General features: G+C 64.9%; 23 protein-coding genes. 14 read left to right on the forward strand and 9 right to left on the reverse strand.

The window, feature by feature from the left end; all coding sequences use genetic code 11:
* Nucleotides 1-4: 4 nt before the first annotated feature.
* The 4 genes from sucC (at nt 5) to ndk (ending at nt 2,990) form a co-directional block, all read left to right on the forward strand.
* A complete protein-coding gene (gene sucC, locus AC5IJH_RS01710; protein WP_491901058.1) occupies nt 5-1,186 on the forward strand; it encodes an ADP-forming succinate--CoA ligase subunit beta in 1,182 nt (393 codons plus the stop codon).
* Nucleotides 1,186-2,061, forward strand: a complete 876-nt coding sequence (gene sucD, locus AC5IJH_RS01715; RefSeq protein ID WP_491901059.1) for a succinate--CoA ligase subunit alpha — start codon at nt 1,186-1,188, stop codon at nt 2,059-2,061. The genes sucC and sucD overlap by 1 nt, the downstream gene beginning before the upstream one ends.
* A 26-nt stretch (nt 2,062-2,087) precedes the next feature.
* The gene (locus tag AC5IJH_RS01720; RefSeq protein ID WP_491901060.1) at nt 2,088-2,474 is read left to right on the forward strand and encodes a hypothetical protein; all 387 of its coding nucleotides are present in this window, start codon (nt 2,088-2,090) and stop codon (nt 2,472-2,474) included.
* A gap of 96 nt (nt 2,475-2,570) precedes the next feature.
* Entirely contained in the window at nt 2,571-2,990 is a 420-nt protein-coding gene (gene ndk, locus AC5IJH_RS01725; RefSeq protein WP_491901061.1) for a nucleoside-diphosphate kinase, read from the forward strand.
* A gap of 152 nt (nt 2,991-3,142) precedes the next feature.
* Here ndk and AC5IJH_RS01730 read toward each other — a convergent pair whose 3' ends face one another.
* Entirely contained in the window at nt 3,143-3,913 is a 771-nt protein-coding gene (locus AC5IJH_RS01730) for a hypothetical protein (protein ID WP_491901062.1), read from the reverse strand.
* Nucleotides 3,914-4,258: 345 nt separating this feature from the next.
* On the opposite strand from AC5IJH_RS01730, the gene AC5IJH_RS01735 reads away from it, so the two are divergent.
* The 4 genes from AC5IJH_RS01735 (at nt 4,259) to AC5IJH_RS01750 (ending at nt 6,839) form a co-directional block, all read left to right on the forward strand.
* Entirely contained in the window at nt 4,259-4,702 is a 444-nt protein-coding gene (locus AC5IJH_RS01735) for a hypothetical protein (protein WP_491901063.1), read from the forward strand.
* Between the two features lie 186 nt (nt 4,703-4,888).
* Entirely contained in the window at nt 4,889-5,104 is a 216-nt protein-coding gene (tatA, locus tag AC5IJH_RS01740) for a twin-arginine translocase TatA/TatE family subunit (RefSeq protein WP_491901064.1), read from the forward strand.
* 218 nt (nt 5,105-5,322) lie between these two features.
* Nucleotides 5,323-6,084 carry a cytochrome b/b6 domain-containing protein gene (locus AC5IJH_RS01745; protein WP_491901065.1) on the forward strand — a complete coding sequence of 254 codons (762 nt, stop codon included), beginning with the start codon at nt 5,323-5,325 and terminating at the stop codon, nt 6,082-6,084.
* The gene (locus AC5IJH_RS01750; RefSeq protein WP_491901066.1) at nt 6,081-6,839 is read left to right on the forward strand and encodes a molybdopterin-dependent oxidoreductase; all 759 of its coding nucleotides are present in this window, start codon (nt 6,081-6,083) and stop codon (nt 6,837-6,839) included. Before AC5IJH_RS01745 ends, AC5IJH_RS01750 begins: the two co-directional genes overlap by 4 nt.
* A 1-nt stretch (nt 6,840) precedes the next feature.
* Here AC5IJH_RS01750 and AC5IJH_RS01755 read toward each other — a convergent pair whose 3' ends face one another.
* Both AC5IJH_RS01755 and AC5IJH_RS01760 read right to left on the reverse strand, forming a co-directional pair.
* Nucleotides 6,841-7,836, reverse strand: coding sequence for a methyltransferase (locus AC5IJH_RS01755; protein WP_491901067.1), 996 nt, complete (start codon nt 7,834-7,836; stop codon nt 6,841-6,843).
* Between the two features lie 221 nt (nt 7,837-8,057).
* Complete coding sequence (locus AC5IJH_RS01760; protein WP_491901068.1) at nt 8,058-8,585, reverse strand: hypothetical protein; 528 nt, start codon at nt 8,583-8,585, stop codon at nt 8,058-8,060.
* 133 nt (nt 8,586-8,718) lie between these two features.
* Between AC5IJH_RS01760 and AC5IJH_RS01765 the strand changes: the two genes are divergently transcribed.
* Nucleotides 8,719-10,929: a winged helix-turn-helix domain-containing protein gene (locus tag AC5IJH_RS01765; protein ID WP_491901069.1), complete on the forward strand. Its 2,211-nt coding sequence runs from the start codon at nt 8,719-8,721 to the stop codon at nt 10,927-10,929.
* Between the two features lie 6 nt (nt 10,930-10,935).
* Here the strand turns inward: AC5IJH_RS01765 and AC5IJH_RS01770 are convergent, their stop codons facing one another.
* Nucleotides 10,936-11,853 carry an SDR family oxidoreductase gene (locus AC5IJH_RS01770; protein WP_491901070.1) on the reverse strand — a complete coding sequence of 306 codons (918 nt, stop codon included), beginning with the start codon at nt 11,851-11,853 and terminating at the stop codon, nt 10,936-10,938.
* A 178-nt stretch (nt 11,854-12,031) separates the two neighbouring features.
* Entirely contained in the window at nt 12,032-13,309 is a 1,278-nt protein-coding gene (gene purD / locus AC5IJH_RS01775) for a phosphoribosylamine--glycine ligase (protein WP_491901071.1), read from the reverse strand.
* A 344-nt stretch (nt 13,310-13,653) separates the two neighbouring features.
* On the opposite strand from purD, the gene AC5IJH_RS01780 reads away from it, so the two are divergent.
* Together AC5IJH_RS01780 and clpB are read left to right on the forward strand one after the other, a co-directional pair.
* A complete protein-coding gene (locus tag AC5IJH_RS01780; protein ID WP_491901072.1) occupies nt 13,654-14,163 on the forward strand; it encodes an Hsp20/alpha crystallin family protein in 510 nt (169 codons plus the stop codon).
* A gap of 207 nt (nt 14,164-14,370) precedes the next feature.
* Nucleotides 14,371-17,055: an ATP-dependent chaperone ClpB gene (gene clpB, locus AC5IJH_RS01785; protein ID WP_491901073.1), complete on the forward strand. Its 2,685-nt coding sequence runs from the start codon at nt 14,371-14,373 to the stop codon at nt 17,053-17,055.
* A 337-nt stretch (nt 17,056-17,392) separates the two neighbouring features.
* Here the strand turns inward: clpB and AC5IJH_RS01790 are convergent, their stop codons facing one another.
* Nucleotides 17,393-17,788 carry a hypothetical protein gene (locus AC5IJH_RS01790; RefSeq protein WP_491901074.1) on the reverse strand — a complete coding sequence of 132 codons (396 nt, stop codon included), beginning with the start codon at nt 17,786-17,788 and terminating at the stop codon, nt 17,393-17,395.
* Between the two features lie 64 nt (nt 17,789-17,852).
* Between AC5IJH_RS01790 and AC5IJH_RS01795 the strand changes: the two genes are divergently transcribed.
* Both AC5IJH_RS01795 and AC5IJH_RS01800 read left to right on the forward strand, forming a co-directional pair.
* The gene (locus AC5IJH_RS01795) at nt 17,853-18,047 is read left to right on the forward strand and encodes a hypothetical protein (protein WP_491901075.1); all 195 of its coding nucleotides are present in this window, start codon (nt 17,853-17,855) and stop codon (nt 18,045-18,047) included.
* A 171-nt stretch (nt 18,048-18,218) separates the two neighbouring features.
* A complete protein-coding gene (locus AC5IJH_RS01800) occupies nt 18,219-18,440 on the forward strand; it encodes a hypothetical protein (RefSeq protein WP_491901076.1) in 222 nt (73 codons plus the stop codon).
* Between the two features lie 56 nt (nt 18,441-18,496).
* Here the strand turns inward: AC5IJH_RS01800 and AC5IJH_RS01805 are convergent, their stop codons facing one another.
* Nucleotides 18,497-18,880, reverse strand: coding sequence for a DUF302 domain-containing protein (locus tag AC5IJH_RS01805; protein WP_491901084.1), 384 nt, complete (start codon nt 18,878-18,880; stop codon nt 18,497-18,499).
* 210 nt (nt 18,881-19,090) lie between these two features.
* A complete protein-coding gene (locus AC5IJH_RS01810) occupies nt 19,091-19,846 on the reverse strand; it encodes an SDR family oxidoreductase (RefSeq protein ID WP_491901077.1) in 756 nt (251 codons plus the stop codon).
* A gap of 168 nt (nt 19,847-20,014) precedes the next feature.
* Here AC5IJH_RS01810 and AC5IJH_RS01815 point away from each other — a divergent pair, with 168 nt between their 5' ends.
* The gene (locus AC5IJH_RS01815; protein WP_491901085.1) at nt 20,015-20,410 is read left to right on the forward strand and encodes a winged helix-turn-helix transcriptional regulator; all 396 of its coding nucleotides are present in this window, start codon (nt 20,015-20,017) and stop codon (nt 20,408-20,410) included.
* 142 nt (nt 20,411-20,552) lie between these two features.
* Here the strand turns inward: AC5IJH_RS01815 and AC5IJH_RS01820 are convergent.
* Nucleotides 20,553-21,967 (reverse strand): alkaline phosphatase family protein (locus AC5IJH_RS01820; protein ID WP_491901078.1); only part of this gene is annotated, 1,415 nt, incomplete at its 5' end.

Raw genomic sequence — 21,967 nt, forward strand, 5'->3', positions numbered from 1 at the left:
CCCTATGAAAATTCACGAATATCAGGCCAAGGACATCCTTGCGAAGTACAGCGTCGCCGTGCCGCGCGGCGAGGTCGCCAACACGCTCGATGAGGCCCTCGAAGTCGCGCGCCGCCTCTTCACCTCCGGCGCCTCCGGTGTCGTTGTCAAGGCACAGATCCACGCCGGTGGCCGCGGCAAGGGCGGTGGTGTGAAGGTTGCGAAGACCTTCGCCGAAGCCGAAGAGGCTGCCAAGAAGATCCTCGGCATGCAGCTCATCACGCATCAGACCGGCCCGCATGGACAGAAGGTGCAGCGCCTGCTCGTCGAAGAGACTGCGCCCATCGATCGCGAGCTCTATCTCGGCATCGTCCTCGACCGCGCCGCCGCGCAGCTCGTCTTCATGGCCTCGCAGGCCGGTGGCATGGAGATCGAAGAGGTCGCCGCGAAGGACCCCGACGCGATCTATAAGGAGTACATCGACCCCGCCGTCGGCTTCCAGCCCTACCAGGCGCGCAATCTCGCCTTCAAGCTCGGGCTCAAGCCCACGCAGATCAACGAAGCCGTGAAGTTCATGACCGGCCTCTACAAGGTCTACACCGACACCGACGCCTCGCTGCTCGAGATCAATCCCTTCATCACCACCAAGGACGATCGCCTGCTCGCGCTCGACTGCAAGATCAACTTCGATGACAACGCCATGTTCCGTCACAAGGACCTGAAGGATCTGCGCGACGTCGCCGAAGAAGATCCGCTCGAAGTCGAGGCCTCGAAGTACGCCCTCAACTACATCAAGCTCGACGGCAACATCGCCTGCATGGTTAACGGCGCGGGTCTCGCCATGGCGACGATGGACATCATCCAGTACGCCGGCGGCTCGCCAGCCAACTTCCTCGACGTGGGCGGCGGCGCAAACCAGCAGCAGATCGAACAGGCCTTCGGCATCCTGCTCTCCGATCCCAATGTAAAGGCGATCTTCATCAACATCTTCGGCGGCATCCTGCGCGTCGATGTGCTCGCCCAGGGCGTGGTCGCCGCTGCTAAGAACCTCGGCGTCAAGATCCCCATCGTCCTCCGCCTTGAAGGCACCAACGTCGAAGAAGGCCGCAAAATCCTCAAGGACTCCGGCCTCAACTTCCAGGTCGGCGAAACCATGAAGGACGCAGCAAAGCTCGCGGTGGATGCCGCCAAGGGAGTCACGCGCTAATGGCTGTATTGGTAGACAAGAACACTCGCCTCATCGTGCAGGGCATCACCGGCAAGGAAGGCACCTTCCACGCCAAGGGCGCAGCTGAATACGGCACCAAGGTCGTCGGCGGCGTCACGCCCGGCAAGGGCGGGCAGACGCACGAAGGCTGGCCCGTATTCGACACGGTGGAGAAGGCCGTCAACGAAACCGGCGCCAACGCGACCGTCATCTTCGTGCCGCCGCCATTCGCGGCCGACGCCATCCTCGAAGCCGAAGACGCGGGCCTGCCGCTCATCATCTGCATCACGGAAGGCATCCCGGTCAACGACATGGTGCGTGTCTGGGCCAAGCTCAGGCACTCGAACTCGCGCCTCGTCGGCCCAAACTGCCCCGGTGTCATCTCGCCCGGCAAGGCGAAGATCGGCATCATGCCCGGCCGCATTCATAAAGAAGGCTCCGTCGGCATCGTCTCGCGCTCCGGCACCCTCACCTACGAGGCCGTCTACCAGCTCACGCAGCGCGGCATCGGCCAGTCCACCGCTATCGGCATCGGCGGCGACCCCATCATCGGCACCACCCACGTCGATGCGCTCAAGCTGCTCAACGAAGATCCCGAGACCGAGTCCATCATCCTCATCGGCGAGATCGGCGGCACCGCGGAAGAAACCGCCGCGGCCTACGTCAAGGAGCATGTCAGGAAGCCGGTCGTCGGCTTTATCGCCGGCCAGACCGCACCGCCCGGCCGCCGCATGGGCCACGCCGGCGCCATCATCTCGGGCGGGCAGGGAACCGCCGCCGACAAGATGAAGGCCCTCACCGAAGCCGGCATCCACGTCGTGCAATCGCCCGCGGAGATCGGGGAGACCTTAGCCCGCGTGATCGGCAAGGCATAACTTCGAGATCAGGGGAGGCCAGTCCGATGAGGCAAGCCTTTCGTCAACTGGCCTTCTTTTGCTTCATCCCGCTCGCCACGTTCGCAGCGCTTGGCTCGATGTACCCTTTCGCGCTGGGAGTCGAACCTGCGTCGGTCCAGTCGCTGGCGGATTCCACAGGAAATCGCTACCGCGCCTCCGTTTTGGAATCGGGAGGCGATCTGTACGTCATTCTTGAACGCGCCGCATGGAAGCTGAGCCTTGGGCGTGCCGCTCTTGTGACGACTGCTTCACCCGGCCAGTTGCGCGTGCAATGGACCGGATCGAAAGATCTGACAGTTACATGTCACCAATGCGATCGCGCACGGACCACCATCTCTGCAATGCCGAAATGGCGTGAGGTGAATCTCCACTACGTTTTTGACTGGAATTAGCGGTTGTTCTTTCGCAAGTAAATGCTTGCGGTCCGCGGCGACGATTCGCTGCCGTAAACTGAACTTAACCAGCACGCACACATTCAGGAGACCGCTTTGCCCGCAGAACGCACCTTCAGCATCCTCAAGCCAGACACCATCCGCAAAGGTCAGGCCGGCGCCGTCCTTGCAGAGATCGATAAGGCCGGCTTCAAGATCATCGGCATCAAAAAGCTCTCGCTGTCGAAGACCCAGGCACAGGGTTTCTACCATGTACACGCGCAGCGGCCCTTCTTCGATTCGCTGACCACCTTCATGTCGTCCGGCTCCATCATCGCGCTCGTGCTCGAGAAGGACAACGCGATCGCCGACCTGCGCAAGCTGATGGGCGCCACCAACCCGGCCAACGCCGAAGAGGGCACCATCCGCAAGAAGTTTGCCGGCTCCATCGAAGAGAACGCGATCCACGGCTCCGACGCAGCCGACACCGCTGCCTTCGAGATCGGCTACTTCTTCGCCGGCCTCGAACTCGCCTAAGCCACACACACTGCGACAAATAAGAAGGGCGGCCCAGTGGCCGCCCTTTCCTCTTCACCCTTATCAGCTCACCCACCCAACTCAGCGCGCGCGACCACCGGGAGCAAGCCCTACACCCCGCGCTACCGGCGCCTCCGCCCGTGCGGTTAGCACTAGCGAAGCTTCGGTGCCTTGCCCATACCGAGGCGGTACACAATGCCGACCGAAATGCCCAACTCCGACTGCGATTGTGTCACCAGCTTCGACGGCACATTCGATGGCGTGAAGTAGCCGCCATACCGCGTGTAGATCCACTCCGGCGAAATACGCAGCGCCAGCCGCGGTGACCGGTTCAGGTCCAGCGACCCACCCGCCACGGCAGCGAACGACAGCCCGCTCTGGTACAGACCCACATCACGCGGCTGCACCGTGCCGCCGCTGATCGGTGCGCGTCCCAGCGCGTGGTCGAACACACCATCCGCGCCGCCCGCAAGCCCGTGCACGCTCAGCGCCGCATGCTCCGCCGTCGCCAGCCGGTAGGTCGCGCCGCCCAGAAACATGTGCTCGAAGACGAACGGACCGCTCACGCCATACCGATTGGGATTCACGCCCTGCGTCCCGTAGTAGCCGCGTACGCTCGCGGTGGGCCCCAACCGCTTGCGCCACCACCAGGTGCCGCGCAAATCGAAGCCGCCCAGGTTCGCACCCGCCGCAAGGTCCGGCCCCGCCTTGAAGTGACGAAACCCCGCCAACCCCGCCACCTCGTACCGGTTGTCGTAGTGCACATCGTTCAGCGTCTCGTTCCGGTTGACATTCGGATCGATCGTGGGTGGCGGCGGCAGCCTCTGACCAGTTCTTGTTGTCGTTCCGGCATTCCCGCTCGTGGACGTGCTCTGCGCGCTCGCGCCTCCCACCAGCCCCACGCACCCCAGCAGAAGCACCACGCCCCTGCACACCGCCAAAGACTGAGACAAAACCAACTACCTCCCACACGCACCCGCAGGGCGCGCGCCAGAAACTCGCTTGCTATGAAAGAAGAGCGTTTTCAGGATACATCGGGGAAGAGCAGGGATCAGGGAACAGGGAATAGGGGGCAGGGATCTTGCCGGCGTGAAAGCCATGCGCTGCGTTCAGTCCATTCCTGAGCTCTATCGTTGAGCGGTCTACGCTGGCAAGGGCCATCAGCAGGCCATAACAGGAGGGGCGGGGAATCTCACTCCCTGACCCCTGACCCCTGACCCCTGACCCCCTGGTCTTCAGCCGTTACTCTAGACGTGGAGCCCTCCCGCATGTACGACGTCAAAGCCCGCCTCGATGCCCAGACCTTTCCCTCGCTCGACGCCATGCTTCGCGCCTATGCCGACGAGGCGATCGTGGTCGCGCGCCTCCACCACGGCCTCACGCTCGACAACACGCCCGCCTCCATCCCGCTGCTCGAGCAGCTTCTCGAAGGCCAGGCCGACGTCGATCTCGACTTCCAGTCCCGCCTCTGGGGCAGCTACTTCGGTGAGGTGCTGCGCCAGCGCTGGGGCGGCGAGTGGCTGCTTGCCCCCTATCCCGGCACCCCTTACACCGGCACCTCGGACTCGGTCATCCCGACGCTCGACATCGCCGGCTCCCGCCTCTACCCCACGCTCAAGGTCTACCGCCGCCTCACCCAGGGCGCCGGCGAAAGCCTCGTCGCCTTCTACGCGCTGATCGAGCCACGCCTCGGCACGCCGGTCGTCCACTAGCCGATCCCATCCCTCGCACACCGGGTGCCCCATCCTTCGCGAAGCGAAGGGTGGGATTCACGCATACCTCCGTCTCGAACATCCATTCACCCCCGCCCCGGCGTACCATCAAGGAAGCCGGGCATCCCGCCGCCATGCGACAATAGGGCGCGGAGCAGACCCTGCTCACCGGAAGGAACTGCCACCATGGGCGAGCTACTCACCCCCACACATCTGATCCTGGTTCTGGTCGTCGCTCTCCTGGTCTTCGGACCCCGCAAGCTCCCCGAACTCGGCAAGGGCCTCGGCGAAGGACTCCGCGGCTTCAAGGACGGCATCAAGGGCCAGCCCGAGCCGATCGCCAAGCAGGACGCGCCGGCCCCGGTGAACGCCACCAAGAACGAACCCATCCAGCCCAGCTAACCGGGCCACCCCTCCGCATCACGCACATCGAAGCCGGGCTCGCGCCCGGCTTTTTGCCGTTGCATAGTGCTGCCTTCCGCATCAGAACCATCCTGCTCAACCGAAGGCCCGCAGTCCTCCCTGCCGGCGCTCCACTCCTAGGCCGCCACAGATCCAAGCTGGAAGCTCTCCCCGAGAAATCCTGCCAACCGCGCCAGCCCCGTGCTACGCTCCGCGCAATGGCAACGGCCACTCCAGTGCCTTCAGCGACCGCCCCGCGTCACGCAGCCTTCGTCCGCGTGACCCACTGGATCACTGTCGTCGCCTTCGCAGCGCTGCTCCTCAGCGGCCTCGAGCTCGTCATCTCGCACCCGCGCTTCTACTGGGGAGAGGCCGGCCACTCGCTCATGAAGCCGCTCTTCACCCTGCCCATCCCGTCGTCGCGCGGCAGCGTGCCTACTGGCTACGGCTACGTCCTGCCCGATCAGAACGGATGGAGCCGCGCCCTCCACTTTGAAGCCGCCTGGGCTCTGCTGCTCGCCGGGCTCGTCTACACACTGCGCGGCCTCTGGACCGGCCACTTCCGCCGCCACCTCGTGCCCGCCCGCGCCGACCGCAACTGGCGTGCCGTCCGCGATGTGCTCGCCGCGAGCATCCGCTGGCCCGCCCCGCCGTCCGACCCCTCCATCTACAACGTCGTCCAGTGCGTCAGCTACGTCTTGGTGTTGGTCGTCCTGTTTCCGCTCATGATCTGGACCGGCCTCGCGCTCTCGCCCGCCTTCGCCGGCGCGTTTCCGTTCGCGGTTCATCTGCTCGGCGGGCGCCAGTCGGCGCGTACCCTGCACTTCTTTGACACCTGGCTGCTCGTGCTATTCGTCGTCGCGCACATCGCGATGGTGGCGCATGGCGGCTTTCGTCACCGCATGCGTGCCATGATCACCGGAAAGACCATCACCGCAGACATCGACACCGCAGATATCGACGTCGGGAGAGCGCAATGAGCCCGATCTCACGCCGCACCCTGCTCACCACGGGCCTCGTCGCCACTGCCGGCGTCGCCGGTGCCGCGCTCGTCCCCGGCTTCGCCCGTCGTCGCGGCCTCGTCCCGCCCGACGGCTGCCACGGCATCTACAGCCCCGGAAACACGCTCACCTACGCCGCCCAGCGCCTGCTCACCCCTCAGTCGCTCGCCCGCGAGTTTCCGCGCAGCAAGATCTCGACGCCGTTTCCCAACCCGGTTGACCCGCCCAGCCCTGAATTCCTCGCGCACCAGCGCACCGGCTTCGCCGACTGGCGGCTCAATATCGACGGGCTCGTCGCGCACCCCGCATCGCTCTCGCTCGCCGACCTGCGCGGCCTGCCTATGCGCAGTCAGATCACCGAGGTCGCCTGCGAAGAGGGCTGGTCCTACATCGCCGAGTGGATCGGCACCCCGCTCGTCGACGTGCTCCACGCCGTGAGCGTCCAGCCGCACGCCCGCTACCTCTTCTACTTCTCCATCGAAAAGCATTGGTGGGAGAGCATCGACATGGCCGATGCGCTCCACTCGCAAACCCTGCTCACCTGGGCGATGAACGACGGCGATCTGCCCGTCTCCTTCGGTGGCCCTCTGCGCCTGCGCGTCCCTCGCCAGCTCGGCTACAAGAGCGTGAAGTTCGTCAACCGCATCACCGTCACCGACTCCCCGCGCGGCTACGGCAAAGGCCTCGGCTCCTCTTCACCGGAAGACGGTTACTCCTGGTACGCCGGTATCTGAGCTAGACCGGCACCGCCTCCAGCAGCGAGATGCCCGCGTCCGTAGGAACGATCCGCTCGAGCGCGAAGCCCGACCGCTCCAGCAGCGCCTCGTACTCCCGCTGCGTGCGTTGCTTTCCGCCCAGCAGCCCCAGCATTAGCACATCCAGCAGCTTTGCCCAGTCCGGTCCGGGCTCGTCCGGCACAAGCGTCTCGAGCAGCAGCAGCTTCGCCCCCTTTGGCGCCGCCCGCCGCACTGCCTTCAGAATCGCCGTGGCCTCCTCGTCGCTCCAGTCATGCACGATCTCCATCAGCAGGTACGCATCGCACACCGGCAGCTCGTCCTTGAAGAAATCGCCACCCTGCAGCCGAATGCGCTCCCCCGGCTCGGTCTTCACGGAGCTGACGACATGCGGCTGGTCGAACAGCACACCCTGCGTGCCCGGTGAGGACCGCACCACCGCGCGCAGCAGGTGCCCCTGTCCACCGCCGATATCCGCCACGCTCGCGAACGGCGTGAAGTCATACGCGCCGACGATCGCGTGTACCTGGCCCGCTGCCTTTCCAGCCATCGCGCCATTAAAGATCTCACTCCGCTCCGGGTGCGCCGCCAGGTCAGCCCAGAAGCCGCCCGGAATGGTCTTGGTCGAGGCCGGCACGCCGGTCTCGACAGAAAACTCGAACTCGCGGAACGTATCCCAGATCGTGTCGAATCCCATCATCATCGTCAGCGGGCGCAGCGATTGCGGATGATCTTGCCGCAGCAGCCGGGAGATCACGGAGTGCCGAAACGTATCTCCCTCCTGCACAAATACTCCGTGCGCCGCTGCCAGCCGCATCGTGCGGTACAGCGCCTCCGCGTGTGCGCCGACCAGCGGCGCCAGCTCTGCCGCCGTCTTCGGCTCGTCCTCCAGCACATCCGCCACGCCCAGCCGCGCGAGCACATGCACACACCGTGAAATGACATATCCGCAGATCAGCAACTGCACTGCGAACAACGGACTCTGCTCTTGCACCATGCCACCCTCATTCGTCGGGAGTCGCGATCCGGCGAACGCGTCGCTCCTTGCAGAAACCAGCAGAGCCAGCGCGTCCCCGGGCGGATCAAGATAGCAGGCAAATCCACTCCGAACCACGCAAGAATGAGGTCCTTCATGCAGTCGCGCCCGAGCCCGCCAGCAGCCGACGAGTTAGAACGACTTAGGGCGAGTCCGGGTAACTTAGAACGACTCAGGGCAACTTAGTACCCGCTCCCCGCCCGCCCCTGTCCACAGATCACATCCTGTCCGCGCCGGAGCCGTGCGCCATTCGCGTCGGCATCGTGCTCATCCGTCTCCCGGCACAGCGCGTGCCCCAGCTCGTGGGTCACCGCCAGCTCCAGCATCCCGTCCACGCTCTCGGACCAGTGCGCCAGCAGCCGCTCCTGCCGCCCCGGCACAGCGGCAACCAGCGCCTCTTCCAGGAAGGTCTCCTTGCGCGGCAGATAGGTGAAGGCCGGGCTGTCCAGGTCCAGTCCCCGCATCCGCGATATCTGCCTCCAGTCGTCCGAGCGCACCAGCACCCACGTCCAGGCCCCCAGCCGCTCCGCATGGTAGCGGACCAGCATCCGCCGCAACGCCGCTGCCTGCTCCCGGCACACGTCAATCGAGTAGCCCGTGTTGCACACGATCTGCTGTTGCCCGGCGACGGGCGAGCCGGCTTCTGCTGGTCTCGCTGCGAGCGGCAGAAAAGCGGCTGCAAAGGCGATAGCGACACGCAAAACACGCATGACGGTCCTCTTTCTGGACCGCATCCTGTTACGTTTCTCGCGTCACCACGATGGCCGCCGGGTTCCGCCGGGCTTCCTTCTCTATCCCCGCGTAAGTGCCGCGTTTCTAACGCGATAGTGATCGAAATCCCGCATGCTTCCAACCTCCGCGCGGGGTACACTCGTCCTGCACCGATGGGTATCGCCGATGCACGATCAGGTCTCCGGCTCCGAACTCGTCTCCTTTGGCCCCTACGAGGCAGATCTGCGGACCGGCGAACTGCGTCGGCAGGGCGTCCTGATCCGCATTCCCGGGCAGTCGTTCCAGGTGCTCAGCCTCCTGCTCGCCCGCCCCGGTGAACTCGTCTCCCGCCAGGAACTCCAGAAAGCGCTCTGGCCCGGCGACTCCTTTGGCGACTTCGACCACGGCCTCAACAAAGCAGTCAACCGCCTCCGCGAAGCGCTCCGCGACGGCGCGGCCACGCCTCTCTTTATCGAAACCCTGCCTCGCCGCGGCTATCGCTTCATCGCAGAAGTGCGCCCCCTCGCCACCGCGCGCGACGACTCACCTCCGCCCCCCGTCCCCGTCATCCATCCGGCTGCGCCATCCGCCCCCGTCGAGCTCCCGCCCGAGGTCACTGCCCCATCCAAGCCGCGCCGTCGTCAGGGTGTCGTCGCGCTCGCCGTCGTCGCGGCTCTCCTGCTCGTCGCGCTTGTCATGGGCGTCTTCGCCATCGTCCGCGCGCGCACTCACACCCGGCCAGAGGCCGCTCCCCGCCTGCGCCCCGTCCCGCTCACCGCGCTGCCCGGCAATGAGGTCCGGCCTTCGCTCTCGCCCGATGGCAGCGAGGTCGTCTTCTCCTGGGATCAGGGCCGCCCCGATAAGCGTGCCGACCTCTTCCTCAAAGTGATCGGTGCCGAGCGCGTCCAGCAACTCACCCACAAGCCTGCTGAACTGCTGACCCCTGCCTTCTCGCCCGACGGCCGCAACATCGCCTTCCTCCGCCTCGCCGCCGAGAACGACGCCGACAACGGTCTCTTCGTCATCCCCGCGATCGGCGGGGCGGAGCGCTGGCTCGCCATGAGCACCTTCGGCGTCAACGAACACAACATGCTGAGCTGGTCTCCCGACAGCCGCACCGTCGTCTTCTCCGACGTCGGTGGCATCGAAGCCGTGAACGTCGCAACAGAAGAGATCCATCACATCTACAAGCCGCACGACTGTTCATGGACGAACCCCGCGGTTGCGCCCGATGGCCGCATCGCGTTCACCTGCTACGACAACGGGCGCAGCTCCATCCGAATCATCTCGACGAGTGGCGACGGCGCGCGCCAGCTCACGTCCTTCTTCGGCTTTGCCCCGGCGCTTGCCTGGACAGAGGATGGCAGCCACATCGTGTTCGATCGCGATGGTTCTCTCGAGACCATCTCTGCCAATGGCGGTGAGCCGCAGACCCTCGAAGGTGCGCACGATGCCTCCGCCCCGTCCATTGCTCTGCGGGGCGGGCAGCTTGCCTACGCGCAATCCACCTTGAACACCAACCTCTGGCGCGTCACGCTCAAGGGACCTGCCGTCGGCAACGCGCAGCTGCTCGAGGCAAGCTCCACCGGCGAGAGGGAGCCGGACATCTCCCCCGACGGCCAACGACTCGCCTTCGTCTCTGCACGATCCGGCAGCGAACAGGTGTGGGTGTCCAACCTCGACGGCAGCGATGCCCTCGAGATCACCCAAACGCATTCCCTCACTGGCAGCCCGCGCTGGTCGCCCGACGGCAAACACATCGCCTACGATTCGCGTGACTGCGGCCGCCCCTGCCTCTACATCGTCGAAGCCGGCAAAGGCGCAGCGACTGTTATCCCGGCACCCGGGCTCGACGCAAGCATGCCTAACTGGTCGCGCGATGGCCGCTCACTCTACTTCAATGGCGAAAGCAGCGGTCGCAGCGCTCTTTACAAAATCGCTGTGAGCGGCGGCGCCGCCATACTCGTCAGCCAGCGCGCCGGATTCAACGCGCAGGAGAGCCGCGACGGCACAAAGCTGTACTTCGCCTCAGCAGTCGAGAATGGTGAGCTGGTCGCGCTTACCGTAGCCACAGGTCAGGAAGCCGTGCTCCCCGCCATGCCGCGTGTCCGGTCGCCCTGTGACTGGGCGCTCGCCTCCGATGGCATCGACTTCGTGGACCTGCAGACACACAGCGTCGGCTTCTACAGCTTCCGCACTGGCAAGGTCGAGAAGCGGCTCACCCTGCCCCGCCCGCCAAAGTACTGGGGCGGCGTCTCCCTCTCGCCGGACGAAACCTGGCTCGCCTACTCCCAGGTCGATCACGAAGAGAGCGACCTGATGCTGGTCGAAGACTTCCGCTGATCCGCCTTAGTAAGCCGCCGGGCGCAGTGCTCTCGCGACTGCTTCGCGATACGCCAGCGGCGGCCGCTGCAGGATCGCCCGGATCGGCGCAGGATCGCCGACCGCATCCGTCCCCAGGCTGTCCACAATGCCAGTGATCGCGCCCGGCGGCAGCTTGCCCCGGCGCTCGATCATCGGCGCCAGCGGGCGCAGCAGACGCATGGGGATGTGCAGCTTCACCGGGTGCCTGCGCCCCAGAACCTCGGCTGCAATGTCCGTCATCTGGTCATTGGTCAGCACGTCATCGCAGCCCACGTCATAACACTGCCCATACGCGCGCGGCTCCTCGAGCACCCCGACGAGGTAGTAAATCAAATCGTCCACCGCGATGTTGCGATTGCGCTGCCGTGCATTCGCCATCAGCAGCGCGACGGGCTTCTTCGCATTCGCCAGCATCATGTCGAAGCCGCGCCCGCCCACGCCCACAATCTGCCCCGGCCGCAGCACCGTCACATCCAGCCCGCTGTTCAGCAGGAACTGCTCCGCGTCCCAGCGTCCGCGTACCCACGCGCTCGGCGCATCCGGCGCGATCCCCAGGAACGTCACGTAGATCAGCCGCCGCACGTCTGCCGTGTGGCACGCGCTCACCACCGTCTCGAGCCCGCTCCGCTCCACGTCCATGAAGCCCTGGCCCGCCGCACTCGCCGGTTGTGTCGACAGCGTGTGGATCGAGAGATAGACAGCATCCACCGTCGCAACTGCCGATGCGACCGAGCGCGCATCGCAGATGTCGCCCTGCACGATCTCGCAGCCGGCCTTCGCCAGGTCCTCGACGCGGCTCGGCGTCCGCGCCAGGCAGCGCACACGGTACCCATCGCGCAGAAGTGCCAGCGCCAGATGCCGCCCCACAAACCCCGACGCGCCCACCACCAGAAGTGTCTTCATCGGCAAAAGAGGATTCCTCGGAGAGAGTTCTTAGCGCACCATGCGCGACGCTTCGTTGAAGCGCGGCGCCGCGGCGCCGCGCCGTCGTCCCTCTCTGGGAACGCTAAACGTAACCCGCGCCGCAAACTATGCTGCCCCGTCCGGAATCCCTTCGCGATCGTCCGGACCCGAGCCCGGCTTAGTCGGCCGCCTTCAACGCCCGCCAGCCGATATCGTGCCTGTAGTAGATACCTTCAAACTGAATCCGATCGATCGCCTCGTACGCCTTCGCCAGCGCCGACTTCAGATCCGGCCCGGTCGCCGTCACGCCCAGCACGCGTCCGCCCGCCGTTACCGTTGCGCCGCCCTCGCTCGCCGTGCCCGCGTGGAACACCATCACATCCGGCACCTCCGCCGCCCGCTCCAGCCCCGTAATCGGCAGCCCCTTGCGGAACGGCCCCGGGTACCCGCCCGAGCTCGCCACCACACACGCCGACGCGCCCGGCTTCCAGCGCAGCTCCGTGTCCGACAGCCGCCCCTCGACCGCTGCTTCCAGCGCCTCCACCAGGTCCGACTCCAGCCGCACCAGGATCGCCTGCGTCTCCGGATCGCCAAACCGCGCATTGAACTCCAGCACCATCGGCCCGCGAGCCGTCATCATCAGCCCGCAGTACAGCACCCCCACAAACGGCGTCTCCTCCGCCCGCATCCCGTCCAGCGTCGGCTGAATAATGTGGTGCAGCACCCAGTCGCGCAGCTCGGTCGACAACATGCCGTCACGCGTGTACACCCCCATGCCGCCCGTGTTCGGCCCCGTGTCGCCCTCACCGATCCGCTTGTGATCCTGCGCCGCCGGCAGTGGCGCGGCGTGCGTCCCGTCCGTGATGACCAGAAATGACAGCTCCTCGCCCTCCAGGAACTCCTCGATCACTACCGACCGCTCCACTGCGCCCAGCAACTGCCCGTTGAACAGCCCGGCAATCGCCGCGTGCGCCTCCTCTTCGGTCTGGCAGATGATCACGCCCTTGCCCGCCGCCAGCCCATCCGCCTTCACCACAACAGGGAAATGGAAGTTCCCGAGCGCCTCCTCCGCCTCGATCTCGCTCTCGATCACCACATACGCCCCGGTCGGCAGATTGTGCCGCTGCAGGAATCGCTTAGTGAACGCCTTGCTCGTCTCGAGCTCCGCAGCCGCCCGCGTCGGCCCAAACGCCTTCACCCCGCGCTGCTTCAGCGCATCCACCAACCCCAGCGACAGCGGCAGCTCCGGCCCCACCACCACCAGCCCCGGCCCCTCCTGCTCCACCAGCCGCAGCAGCGCCTCCAGGCTCCCCTGATCGACCGGCAGGCAACGCGCAATCTCGGCGATCCCAGCATTGCCCGGCGCACACACCACCTCGGTCACTCGCGGCGACCTCCGGATCGCCCACACCAGCGCATGCTCCCGTCCCCCGCCACCAATCACCAGAACCTTCATCGTTGTCTCGCTCTCCCGCTCCCTAGCTTACGGCTCAGAGACAGGGATCAGGGCACAGGGGGTCAGGGATCAGGGAGCCTCAACAAGCAGGAGCGCCGGTGCCCCATCCTGAGCAAGACGAGGGTGGGTCCACTCCCTGAGCGGCCCCCGAAAGCGAGTACCCCCCGCAGGTCAGCCAGAAGCTAGGAGCCCGAAGCTCCTCCCAACCCCTCGGACCCGTTGCTTTAGATATATGAGTAGACATCACTCATATAATCTGCAACTATGCATGCATAGCCTGCGTCTATACACATGCAGGCCGGGAAGACCGCCCGCCAAACATCGCAATCGCAAGGAGAACCACCATGGCTGTCGTTCGTTTCGATCCCCTCCGCGAGGTCGTCGCTCTTCAGAGCCGCCTCAACTCGCTCTTCCAGAACTACGGGCCGAGCCAGGACGGCTCCGAAGCCCTCGCCGCCGCCAGCTTCGCTCCGCCCGTCGACATCTACGAGGACGAGCAGAAGCTCGTACTCAAGCTCGAGGTCCCGGGCGTTAAGCAGGAAGACCTCGACATCCAGGTCGAGAACCGCACCCTGACCGTCCGCGGCGAGCGCAAGTTCGCCAACGAGGAGAAGCAGGAGAACTTCCACCGCGTCGAGCACCGCTACGGCACCTTCGCCCGCACCTTCACGCTGCCCAGCACCGTGGACCCGGAGAATGTCCAGGCCACCTACGACGCTGGCGTGCTGACCCTCAGCCTCAGCAAGAAGCCCGAAGCCAAGCCCCGCCAGATCAAGATCGGCGTCGGCTCCGCCAATGGCCAGAAGCACGTCGAAGCCGGCAACCAGACCAGCAACCAGACCAGCGCCGCCTAAGAGCAGGGAAGTAGGAAGCCAATTCGGGGGTGCCCATCCGAGTAGCTCGGGTGGGCACCTTCCGCATTTCAATCGCCCGCCGTCCGCACTCCGCTCGCGCCACAGCGAACACAATCAGCGCAACCGACCTGCGAGAGGCTAGGAGCTAGTAGCTGGAAGCTCCAACGCGCCTCCGCGAATCTAACGAAGTAAAGGTACAAATCACCCATGGCCATCCGTTGGGACAAATTCACCGTCAAGTCGCAGGAAGCCGTTCAGGCCGCCACCAATCTCGCGCTCGAAAACGGCAATCCTGAGCTGACCCCCATCCACCTGCTCGCCGCGCTCCTCACCGACCGCGAAGGCATCGTCGTGCCCGTGCTGCAGAAGATCGGCGTCCCCACTGAGCAGCTCACCGCCCGCGCCAACGACGCACTCGCCCGCCTGCCCAAGGTCGGCGGCGGCAGCTCGCAGCCCGGGCTCTCGAACACCGCGCAGAAGGTCCTCGACCGCGCCTTCAAGGAAGCAGCCGACTTCAAGGACGAGTACGTCTCGACCGAGCACCTGCTCCTCGCCCTCACCGAACAGAAGGGTGACCCCTCACGCGATCTGCTCGCCTCGCTCGGCGCCACGCATGAGTCCGTCCTCCAGGCCCTGACCACCGTTCGCGGCAACCAGCGCGTCACCGACCAGAACCCCGAGTCCAAGTTCCAGGCCCTCGAAAAATTCGCCAAGGACCTCACCGGCCTCGCGCGCCGCGGCAAGCTCGACCCCGTCATTGGCCGCGATGAAGAGATCCGCCGCGTCGTCCAGGTGCTCAGCCGCCGCACCAAGAACAATCCCGTCCTCATCGGCGAGCCCGGCGTCGGCAAGACTGCCATCGTCGAAGGCCTCGCGCGCCGCATCATCTCGGGCGACGTCCCTGAAGTGCTGCGCGACAAGCGCGTCATCTCGCTCGACCTCGGCTCCATGCTCGCCGGCGCCAAGTACCGCGGCGAATTCGAAGACCGCCTCAAGTCCGTCCTCAAGGAGATCGAAGACTCCCACGGCGAGATCATCCTCTTCATCGACGAGCTGCACACGCTCGTCGGTGCCGGTGCCGCCGAAGGCGCCATCGATGCCTCGAACATGCTCAAGCCTGCACTTGCCCGCGGCGAGCTGCGCGCCATCGGCGCCACCACGCTCAACGAGTACCGCAAGTACATCGAGAAGGACGCCGCACTCGAACGCCGCTTCCAGATCGTTTACGTGGGCGAGCCCAACGTCGAGGACACCATTGCCATCCTTCGCGGCCTGAAGGAGCGCTACGAAGCCCACCACAAGGTCCGCATCAAGGACTCGGCCATCGTCGCCGCCGCAACACTCAGCCACCGTTACATTTCGGACCGCTTCCTCCCCGACAAGGCCATCGACCTGGTCGACGAGGCCGCCGCCGCGCTCGCGATCCAGATCGGCTCCGTGCCGGAAGAGATCGACACGCTCGACCGCGAGGCCACCTCGCTTGAGATCGAGAAGGCCGCCCTCAGGCGCGAGACCGACCCGAACTCCCAGGAGCGCCTCGAAGTCGTCGAGCGCGAGCTCGCCGCAGTCAAGGAGCGCGCCACCGGCCTGCGCGCCCTCTGGCAGCAGGAGCGTGGCACCATCCAGCGCGTCTCCGAGTTGAAGCAGGAGGTCGAAGCCCTGCGCTTCGAGATGGAAGAGCAGACCCGCAAGGGCAATCTCGAGCGCTCTGCCGCCATCCAGTACGGTGAGCTGCCGCGCGCCGAGGCCGAGCTGCGCAAGCTCAACGCCGCGCAGGACGCCGACACCGATGCCGCCAAGACCGGCGCCCGCAAGCGCATGCTCAAGGAAGAGGTCGACGAGGAAGACATCGCCTCCATCGTCAGCAAGTGGACCGGCATCCCCGTCTCCAAAATGCTGGAAGGCGAAGTGTCGAAGCTCGTCCAGATGGAAGCCCGTCTGCGCGAGCGCGTCGTCGGTCAGGACGACGCACTCACCGTCGTCGCCAACGCGATCCGTCGCTCACGCGCGGGTCTCAGCGACCCCAAGCGCCCCATCGGCAGCTTCATCTTCCTCGGCCCCACCGGCGTCGGCAAAACCGAGACCGCCCGCGCCCTCGCCGAGTTCCTCTTCGACGACGAGCAGGCCATGGTCCGCATCGACATGTCCGAATACATGGAGAAGCATGCCGTCGCCCGCCTCATCGGCGCGCCTCCCGGCTACATCGGCTTCGACGAAGGCGGCCAGCTCACTGAGGCCATCCGCCGCCGCCCCTACGCCGTCATCCTCTTCGACGAGATCGAGAAGGCGCACCCGGATGTCTTCAACGTGCTCCTCCAGGTGCTCGACGATGGCCGCCTCACCGACTCAAAGGGCCGCACCGTCGACTTCAAAAACACGGTCCTCATCATGACCTCGAACCTCGGCGCGCAGGCGCTCAACGCCGAGGCCCTGCGCGACGAAGCCTCCTTCGACCTCGCCCGCGACCAGGTCATGGACGTCCTCAAGCAGCACTTCCGCCCAGAGTTCCTCAACCGCGTTGATGACATCGTCATCTTCCGGCCACTCGGCGAAGAGCAGCTCGCCCACATCATCGACCTGCGGCTCCAGGACCTGAAAAAGCTGCTGGCCGACCGCAAGATCACCATCGAGCTCACCGACGGAGCACGCCACCAGCTTCTGATGACCGGGTACGACCGGGCCTACGGTGCCCGCCCGCTCAAGCGCGCCATCCAGCGGCTCATCCAGGACCCGCTCGCCATCAAGATCCTTGACGGTGAGGTCCTCCACGGCGACACCATCCGGGTCGATGCCGACCCGCTCAACAACCGGCTCACCTTCGAGGTCGTCGGCCGCGACCGCTCGGAAGAGCCCGCAGCCGTCGCCGCCGAAGCCGCCGCCCGCACCCGCTAAGACCCATCCCCAACAACCCGCAGCAATAGAAAAGGGGTGAGAGCCGAAGCTCTCACCCCTTTTTTGCGTCCGTCGGACGATGTCTACGACGCGGCAGGGACCTGGGACAGCTCCACCAGCACGCGGTTGATCGTCGACTCAGTCGGCGTGCTCGGCAGATGCAGCCGGCGAGTCGCCTTGCTGATCATCTGGCAGAGCTGGAAACGGTTCGGAACCTCTTTGCTTGCAGCATAGACGAGCGATGAACGCAGTTGGGGCCTCCTCGGCCTGGTGCGGGGAATAAAACGTGAACAGTCGGTTCGGGGATCTTTGTCAGAACAACTGCGACTGTTCCAGTCTACCCCACCTGCAGCTCTCGCCCTGCCCACCCCCCGTTCGCGCTCTTCCGATCCGGTTCCCGCTCACGGCGCAGCATCAGCAGCGCGTCGATCAGCGGCTCTGGCCCGCGGAGTGAACTCACCAGCGACAGGTCGCTGGCCGTCGGAATCTCTTCGTGGCACAGCAAAACGATCCGGCTGCCCGGCCACCGTCGCCTCGCGATCCTCATGGCTTGCTCGTGTTCAGCGTCTGGGAAGTCGTGGCAGATCACCACGGCGGTCGGCTTCGGCTCCAGCGGAATCAGTTCCAGGTCCAGGATGCCGTGTGCCAGCCGCGCCTCGAAGCCCGACACGTGGAGCACCAGTCGCCGTGTGTCCAGCAGTGCCGGATCGCGTCCAACAAGAAGAACCGGCAATCTTGCCCTCACTGCTGCTGTGGAGTCTGGGGCGCCGAACCGAAAGCTTAGGGTTTCCTCTTCCATGAACACTCCCATCCTGCAGCGATGTGAAGCACTCTTGAACCTGATCTACCTCGCTGAGGCCCAGGCAGCCCATCCCGAGCGGGTGACCGAGTACATGAAGCAGGCTCGGCTCCATCTCGAGGAGATCATCCGGCTCGAGCAGCTGGGCAAGGGTCCCGTCCCTTCCCCCAAATCCCCTGAACGCTCGTTGTGACGACAAGTTTTACCACAATAGACGAAGATCGAGATACGCGAAAATCGGCGTAAGTCATCGCAGCGGATAACAAAGAGGTTAACCATCGAAATCCTAGTTCATCCACCGCCCGGGAATAAAATACTCTCTGTTTGCACCCAACTGTAAATATTTCGAGATCGATTTCCCGTTATGAACACGCGTATCATTCTGCGGTGCGAAGCACTCATCAGCCTCGTTTATCTCACCCAGGCCCAAGCCAGAAACCCCGACCGGGTGCTCGAATACATGAAGGAGGCCCACACCCACATCCGCGAGATGATGCGCATCGAGCTGCAACGCGACGACTCGGCCAGGGACCTTGCACCGCCGTCGGCGGTTGTGGATCGACTGCCCCCTGCCCCGAACTCCTGATCCCCACTGTCCGGTCTCTGATCCCTGCTTCCCTCATCCCTGCTGCCCCGAAAGCCTCACCGCGCCGCCTCCGCCGCGATCGCCTCCACGGCTTTTAGCTTCTCCGCCAGCGCCGCCTCCATCCCGTGCCGCGCCAGCAGCGACTCCGGCCGCTCAAACTCCACCCGCACTTGCCCGACCGCATCCTCGCGCACCAGCAGCTTCAGCGGCAGATCGATCGCGATCCCCGGCTCCGCCAGCATCAGAGGCGTGCCTGCCTTCGGATTGCCAAACACGATCACCTTTGTGTTCGGCATCGTCAGCCCCGCACCCGCCGCCGCTCCGCTGTGATCGATCAGGCAGAACTCCGCAATCTGCTTCGCCGCCAGCACCGCCCGTACCCGCGCTATCGTCTCCTCGACCGAGTGCGCACTCACCAGACTCACCAGCCGCTCCGCCATCGCGCTCACCTCAGTCCTCCCGCGCAGTCTGCGCGCGTGCCGCTTGCAACGCAACCGCAAACAGCACAGCGGCGAGGATCACTGATCCCCGCCGCCGCAACACAAATCCAACATTGATAGATCAGCCGGTGTGACCAGCATCACTCCACCGGAGCGACCATCGCGGCCGACTCAACGAAACGCACGCGCGTCCGCCCGTGCGGCCGGCACCTAGCGGCTGGCGGCCATCGCGTCGTTGAACTGCGTGAAGAACTCGTCATACTTGCCGCCGCGCTCTGCATTCCGCAACGGCAACACCCGCTCCACCAGGATCTCCTTCGGCGTCGGCTGCGTTTCGAGGATGCGCATCACCTCTGCGATGAAATCTTTCAGCGGCATCGCCCGCGGATCGTTCGCGCCATTCATCAGGTCCGTCTGCACATACGGCGGCGCCAGCTCCAGCACCTCCACCGACGTCTTCTTTAACTGGTAGCGCAGCGATTCGGTGTACGAGTGCAACGCCGCCTTCGTCGCGCAGTACGTCGCCGTCGGCGCCAGCGGCACAAACGCCAGCCCCGAAGTCACGTTGATGATCGTGGCCGATGGCTGCTTTTGGAGGTGCGGCAGCAGCGCCGCCGTCAGCCGGATCGGCCCCAGCAGGTTCGTCGTCACCGTCGCCTCCGCATCCTCCACCTTGTGCTCAAGCAGGTTCTCCGCCCGCATGATGCCCGCGTTGTTCACCAGCACATTCAACGCTGGAAAGTCCTTCACCAGCCGCTCCGCAAACGCGCGCACCGTTTCGGCGCTCTGCACATCCAGCTCCACTGCATGCATACCCGGCGTCGCCTTCACCGTCTCGTCAAGCGCGCTCTTGCGCCGCCCGGCGACGATCACCGTGTTGCCCTTCTTCGCCAGCGCCTCAGCCAGGCCGCGCCCAATGCCCGTACCGCCACCCGTCACCAGGATCGTGTTTCCCGTCAGCTTCATTCGTTCTCCTTGCCGCGCTTGTCCGCGGCCACTATTCGCAGCCTATGCGCCTCGCTTACCATTGGGAAGAAGGCACCTGAAATATCTATAGGCACCCGAAAGAGAGTGTCCCCCATGCAGACCACGCCCCCTCGCCAGAACGATCCTTCCGTCGCTTGTTCCGATGCAATGTACGCGGAGGTCGACCCCCGCGTCGAAGCCCTCGTGCGCGAGATCATCGAGCGCGTCGCCGACAAATGGACCATGCTCATCCTTGAGTCGCTCGAAGAGCACGGCTGCCTGCGCTTCACGCGCCTCGCCGAGGTCGTCGGCGACATCAGTCAGAAGATGCTCACGAAAACCGTCCGCCAGATGGAGCGCGATGGACTCGTCAAACGCACCGTCTATCCCGTCATCCCGCCGCGCGTCGAATACGAACTCACCCCGCTCGGCCGCAGCCTCGGCGCAGCCTTCTGCGGCGTCTGGACATGGGCCGAAGCCCATCGTGACGAGATCGCCCGCGCCCGCGAGGCCTTCGCCAACCAGCACGCCAGCCCTGCCGTCCTTAACGGAAGTGCGGCCTGACCAGCTTCGCGGCCCTTCCATTCGTATTCGTATCTGAGAGCCAGACATATCACTGACACGCGATCTCGGCAAAAAGAAAACCCCATCCGTTGGAACAGGATGGGGTTCGCGGTAGTCTTTCGGGCTTCCGCCCTCGTCGCCGCTACTGAACCGTGTACGTCGTGCTCGCCTTGTGCATCAGGTTGAAGTTGCCATCCAGGTCCGTCACGGTCAGAGTGTGCGTGCCCGGCGTCAGCGAGAAGTACTGGTTCACATCGGCCCCGCTGTACCAGCCCAGCTTCACGCCGTTGTCCCACACCTGCATCTGGCTGATCGGTGCGCCTTCATTCGCATGCGCCACGATGTGCACCGTCCCGCTGATCGCCTCTCCCGACGTTGGCGACAGCACCTGCACACCGTTCACCAGCGTCTGCACCGTGTAGTTCACTGACGACGAACGAATCACGCGATAGTTTGTGTCCAGGTCGACCACCGTCGTCGTGTGCACGCCCGCCCCCAGTGTGTACGTCGCATCGATCTGCGCACCGTACACACCCAGCTTCATGCCGTTGTCCCACACCTGCGTCTGGCTCACCGGCTGGCTCTCGGACGCGGATGCAAGCAACCGCACCGCGCCCGAAATCGTCGCCCCGTTGCCAGGACTCGCAATCGTCACGCCATTCGGCATGCTGCTCGACGATGAGCTCGTCGTGAAGAAGTCTGCCATCGGCGCAGCCGTCTGCGCTGCTCCCGGACAGGTCGTCAGCCCCATCGCCACGCACACCGTCTTCAACACGCTCTCGTTGCGATACGTCACTGTCGACTGGTAGTGCGGCTTCACCTGCGGCCCGATCACCAGCGTCGCCGTGCGCCCACCGCAGCCCTGCGACACGCTCGCGGAGCAGCGATTGTCCGTGTACAGCGTCCCCTCGTCCCACACGATGAACAGAATGCCGTCGCCACCCGGCTGAAACTCCGGCCGGCTCAGGATCGCCGGCACATTTCCCTGCAACCACTGGTCGGCCACCGCCAGCGTTCCGTTGTGCGCATCCTCATCCGAGTCCGGCGTGATGTACGCATAGTTCGCCATGTGGCCCTGCGCAAAATCCGTCGCCATCTGCGCGAATGGAACACTGTTCGTGTCCTGCCCCGTCCCCGGGCACACATCCGAGAAATCGATCAGCGGATTGTGCCGCCGGTAGTAGCTGTTGTTCACCCCGCCGTAGACCCCGGCGAAGCCCGCATACGGCAGATTCTCCTGGTACGACCGCCACGTGTACCCCTGCTTCAACAGCTCCCGCACAATATTGTCACCCGTGTGGTTGCATGAGCTTGTGTCGTTGTTCGTCTCCGTGGGCGCGCCCGCTACCAGCCACATCAGCGCCGGCAGCGAACTATGCTGATTGGCATAGAACTGCGTCGCCAGCCCATACTGCCCAGCCAACTGGTTGTAATACGGCATCGACGCGTTCCCGATTACGTCCTCAAAGCTGTGGTTCTCTTCGGTGATCATCCACACATGCGACGACCGGGGCACGCTCTGCGCACTGGCAATACCGGAAGTAAGCAACAAAAAAA

The organism is Candidatus Dedyshia acidiphila (assembly GCF_051025295.1).
Classification (GTDB): Bacteria; Acidobacteriota; Terriglobia; order Terriglobales; family Acidobacteriaceae; genus KBS-83.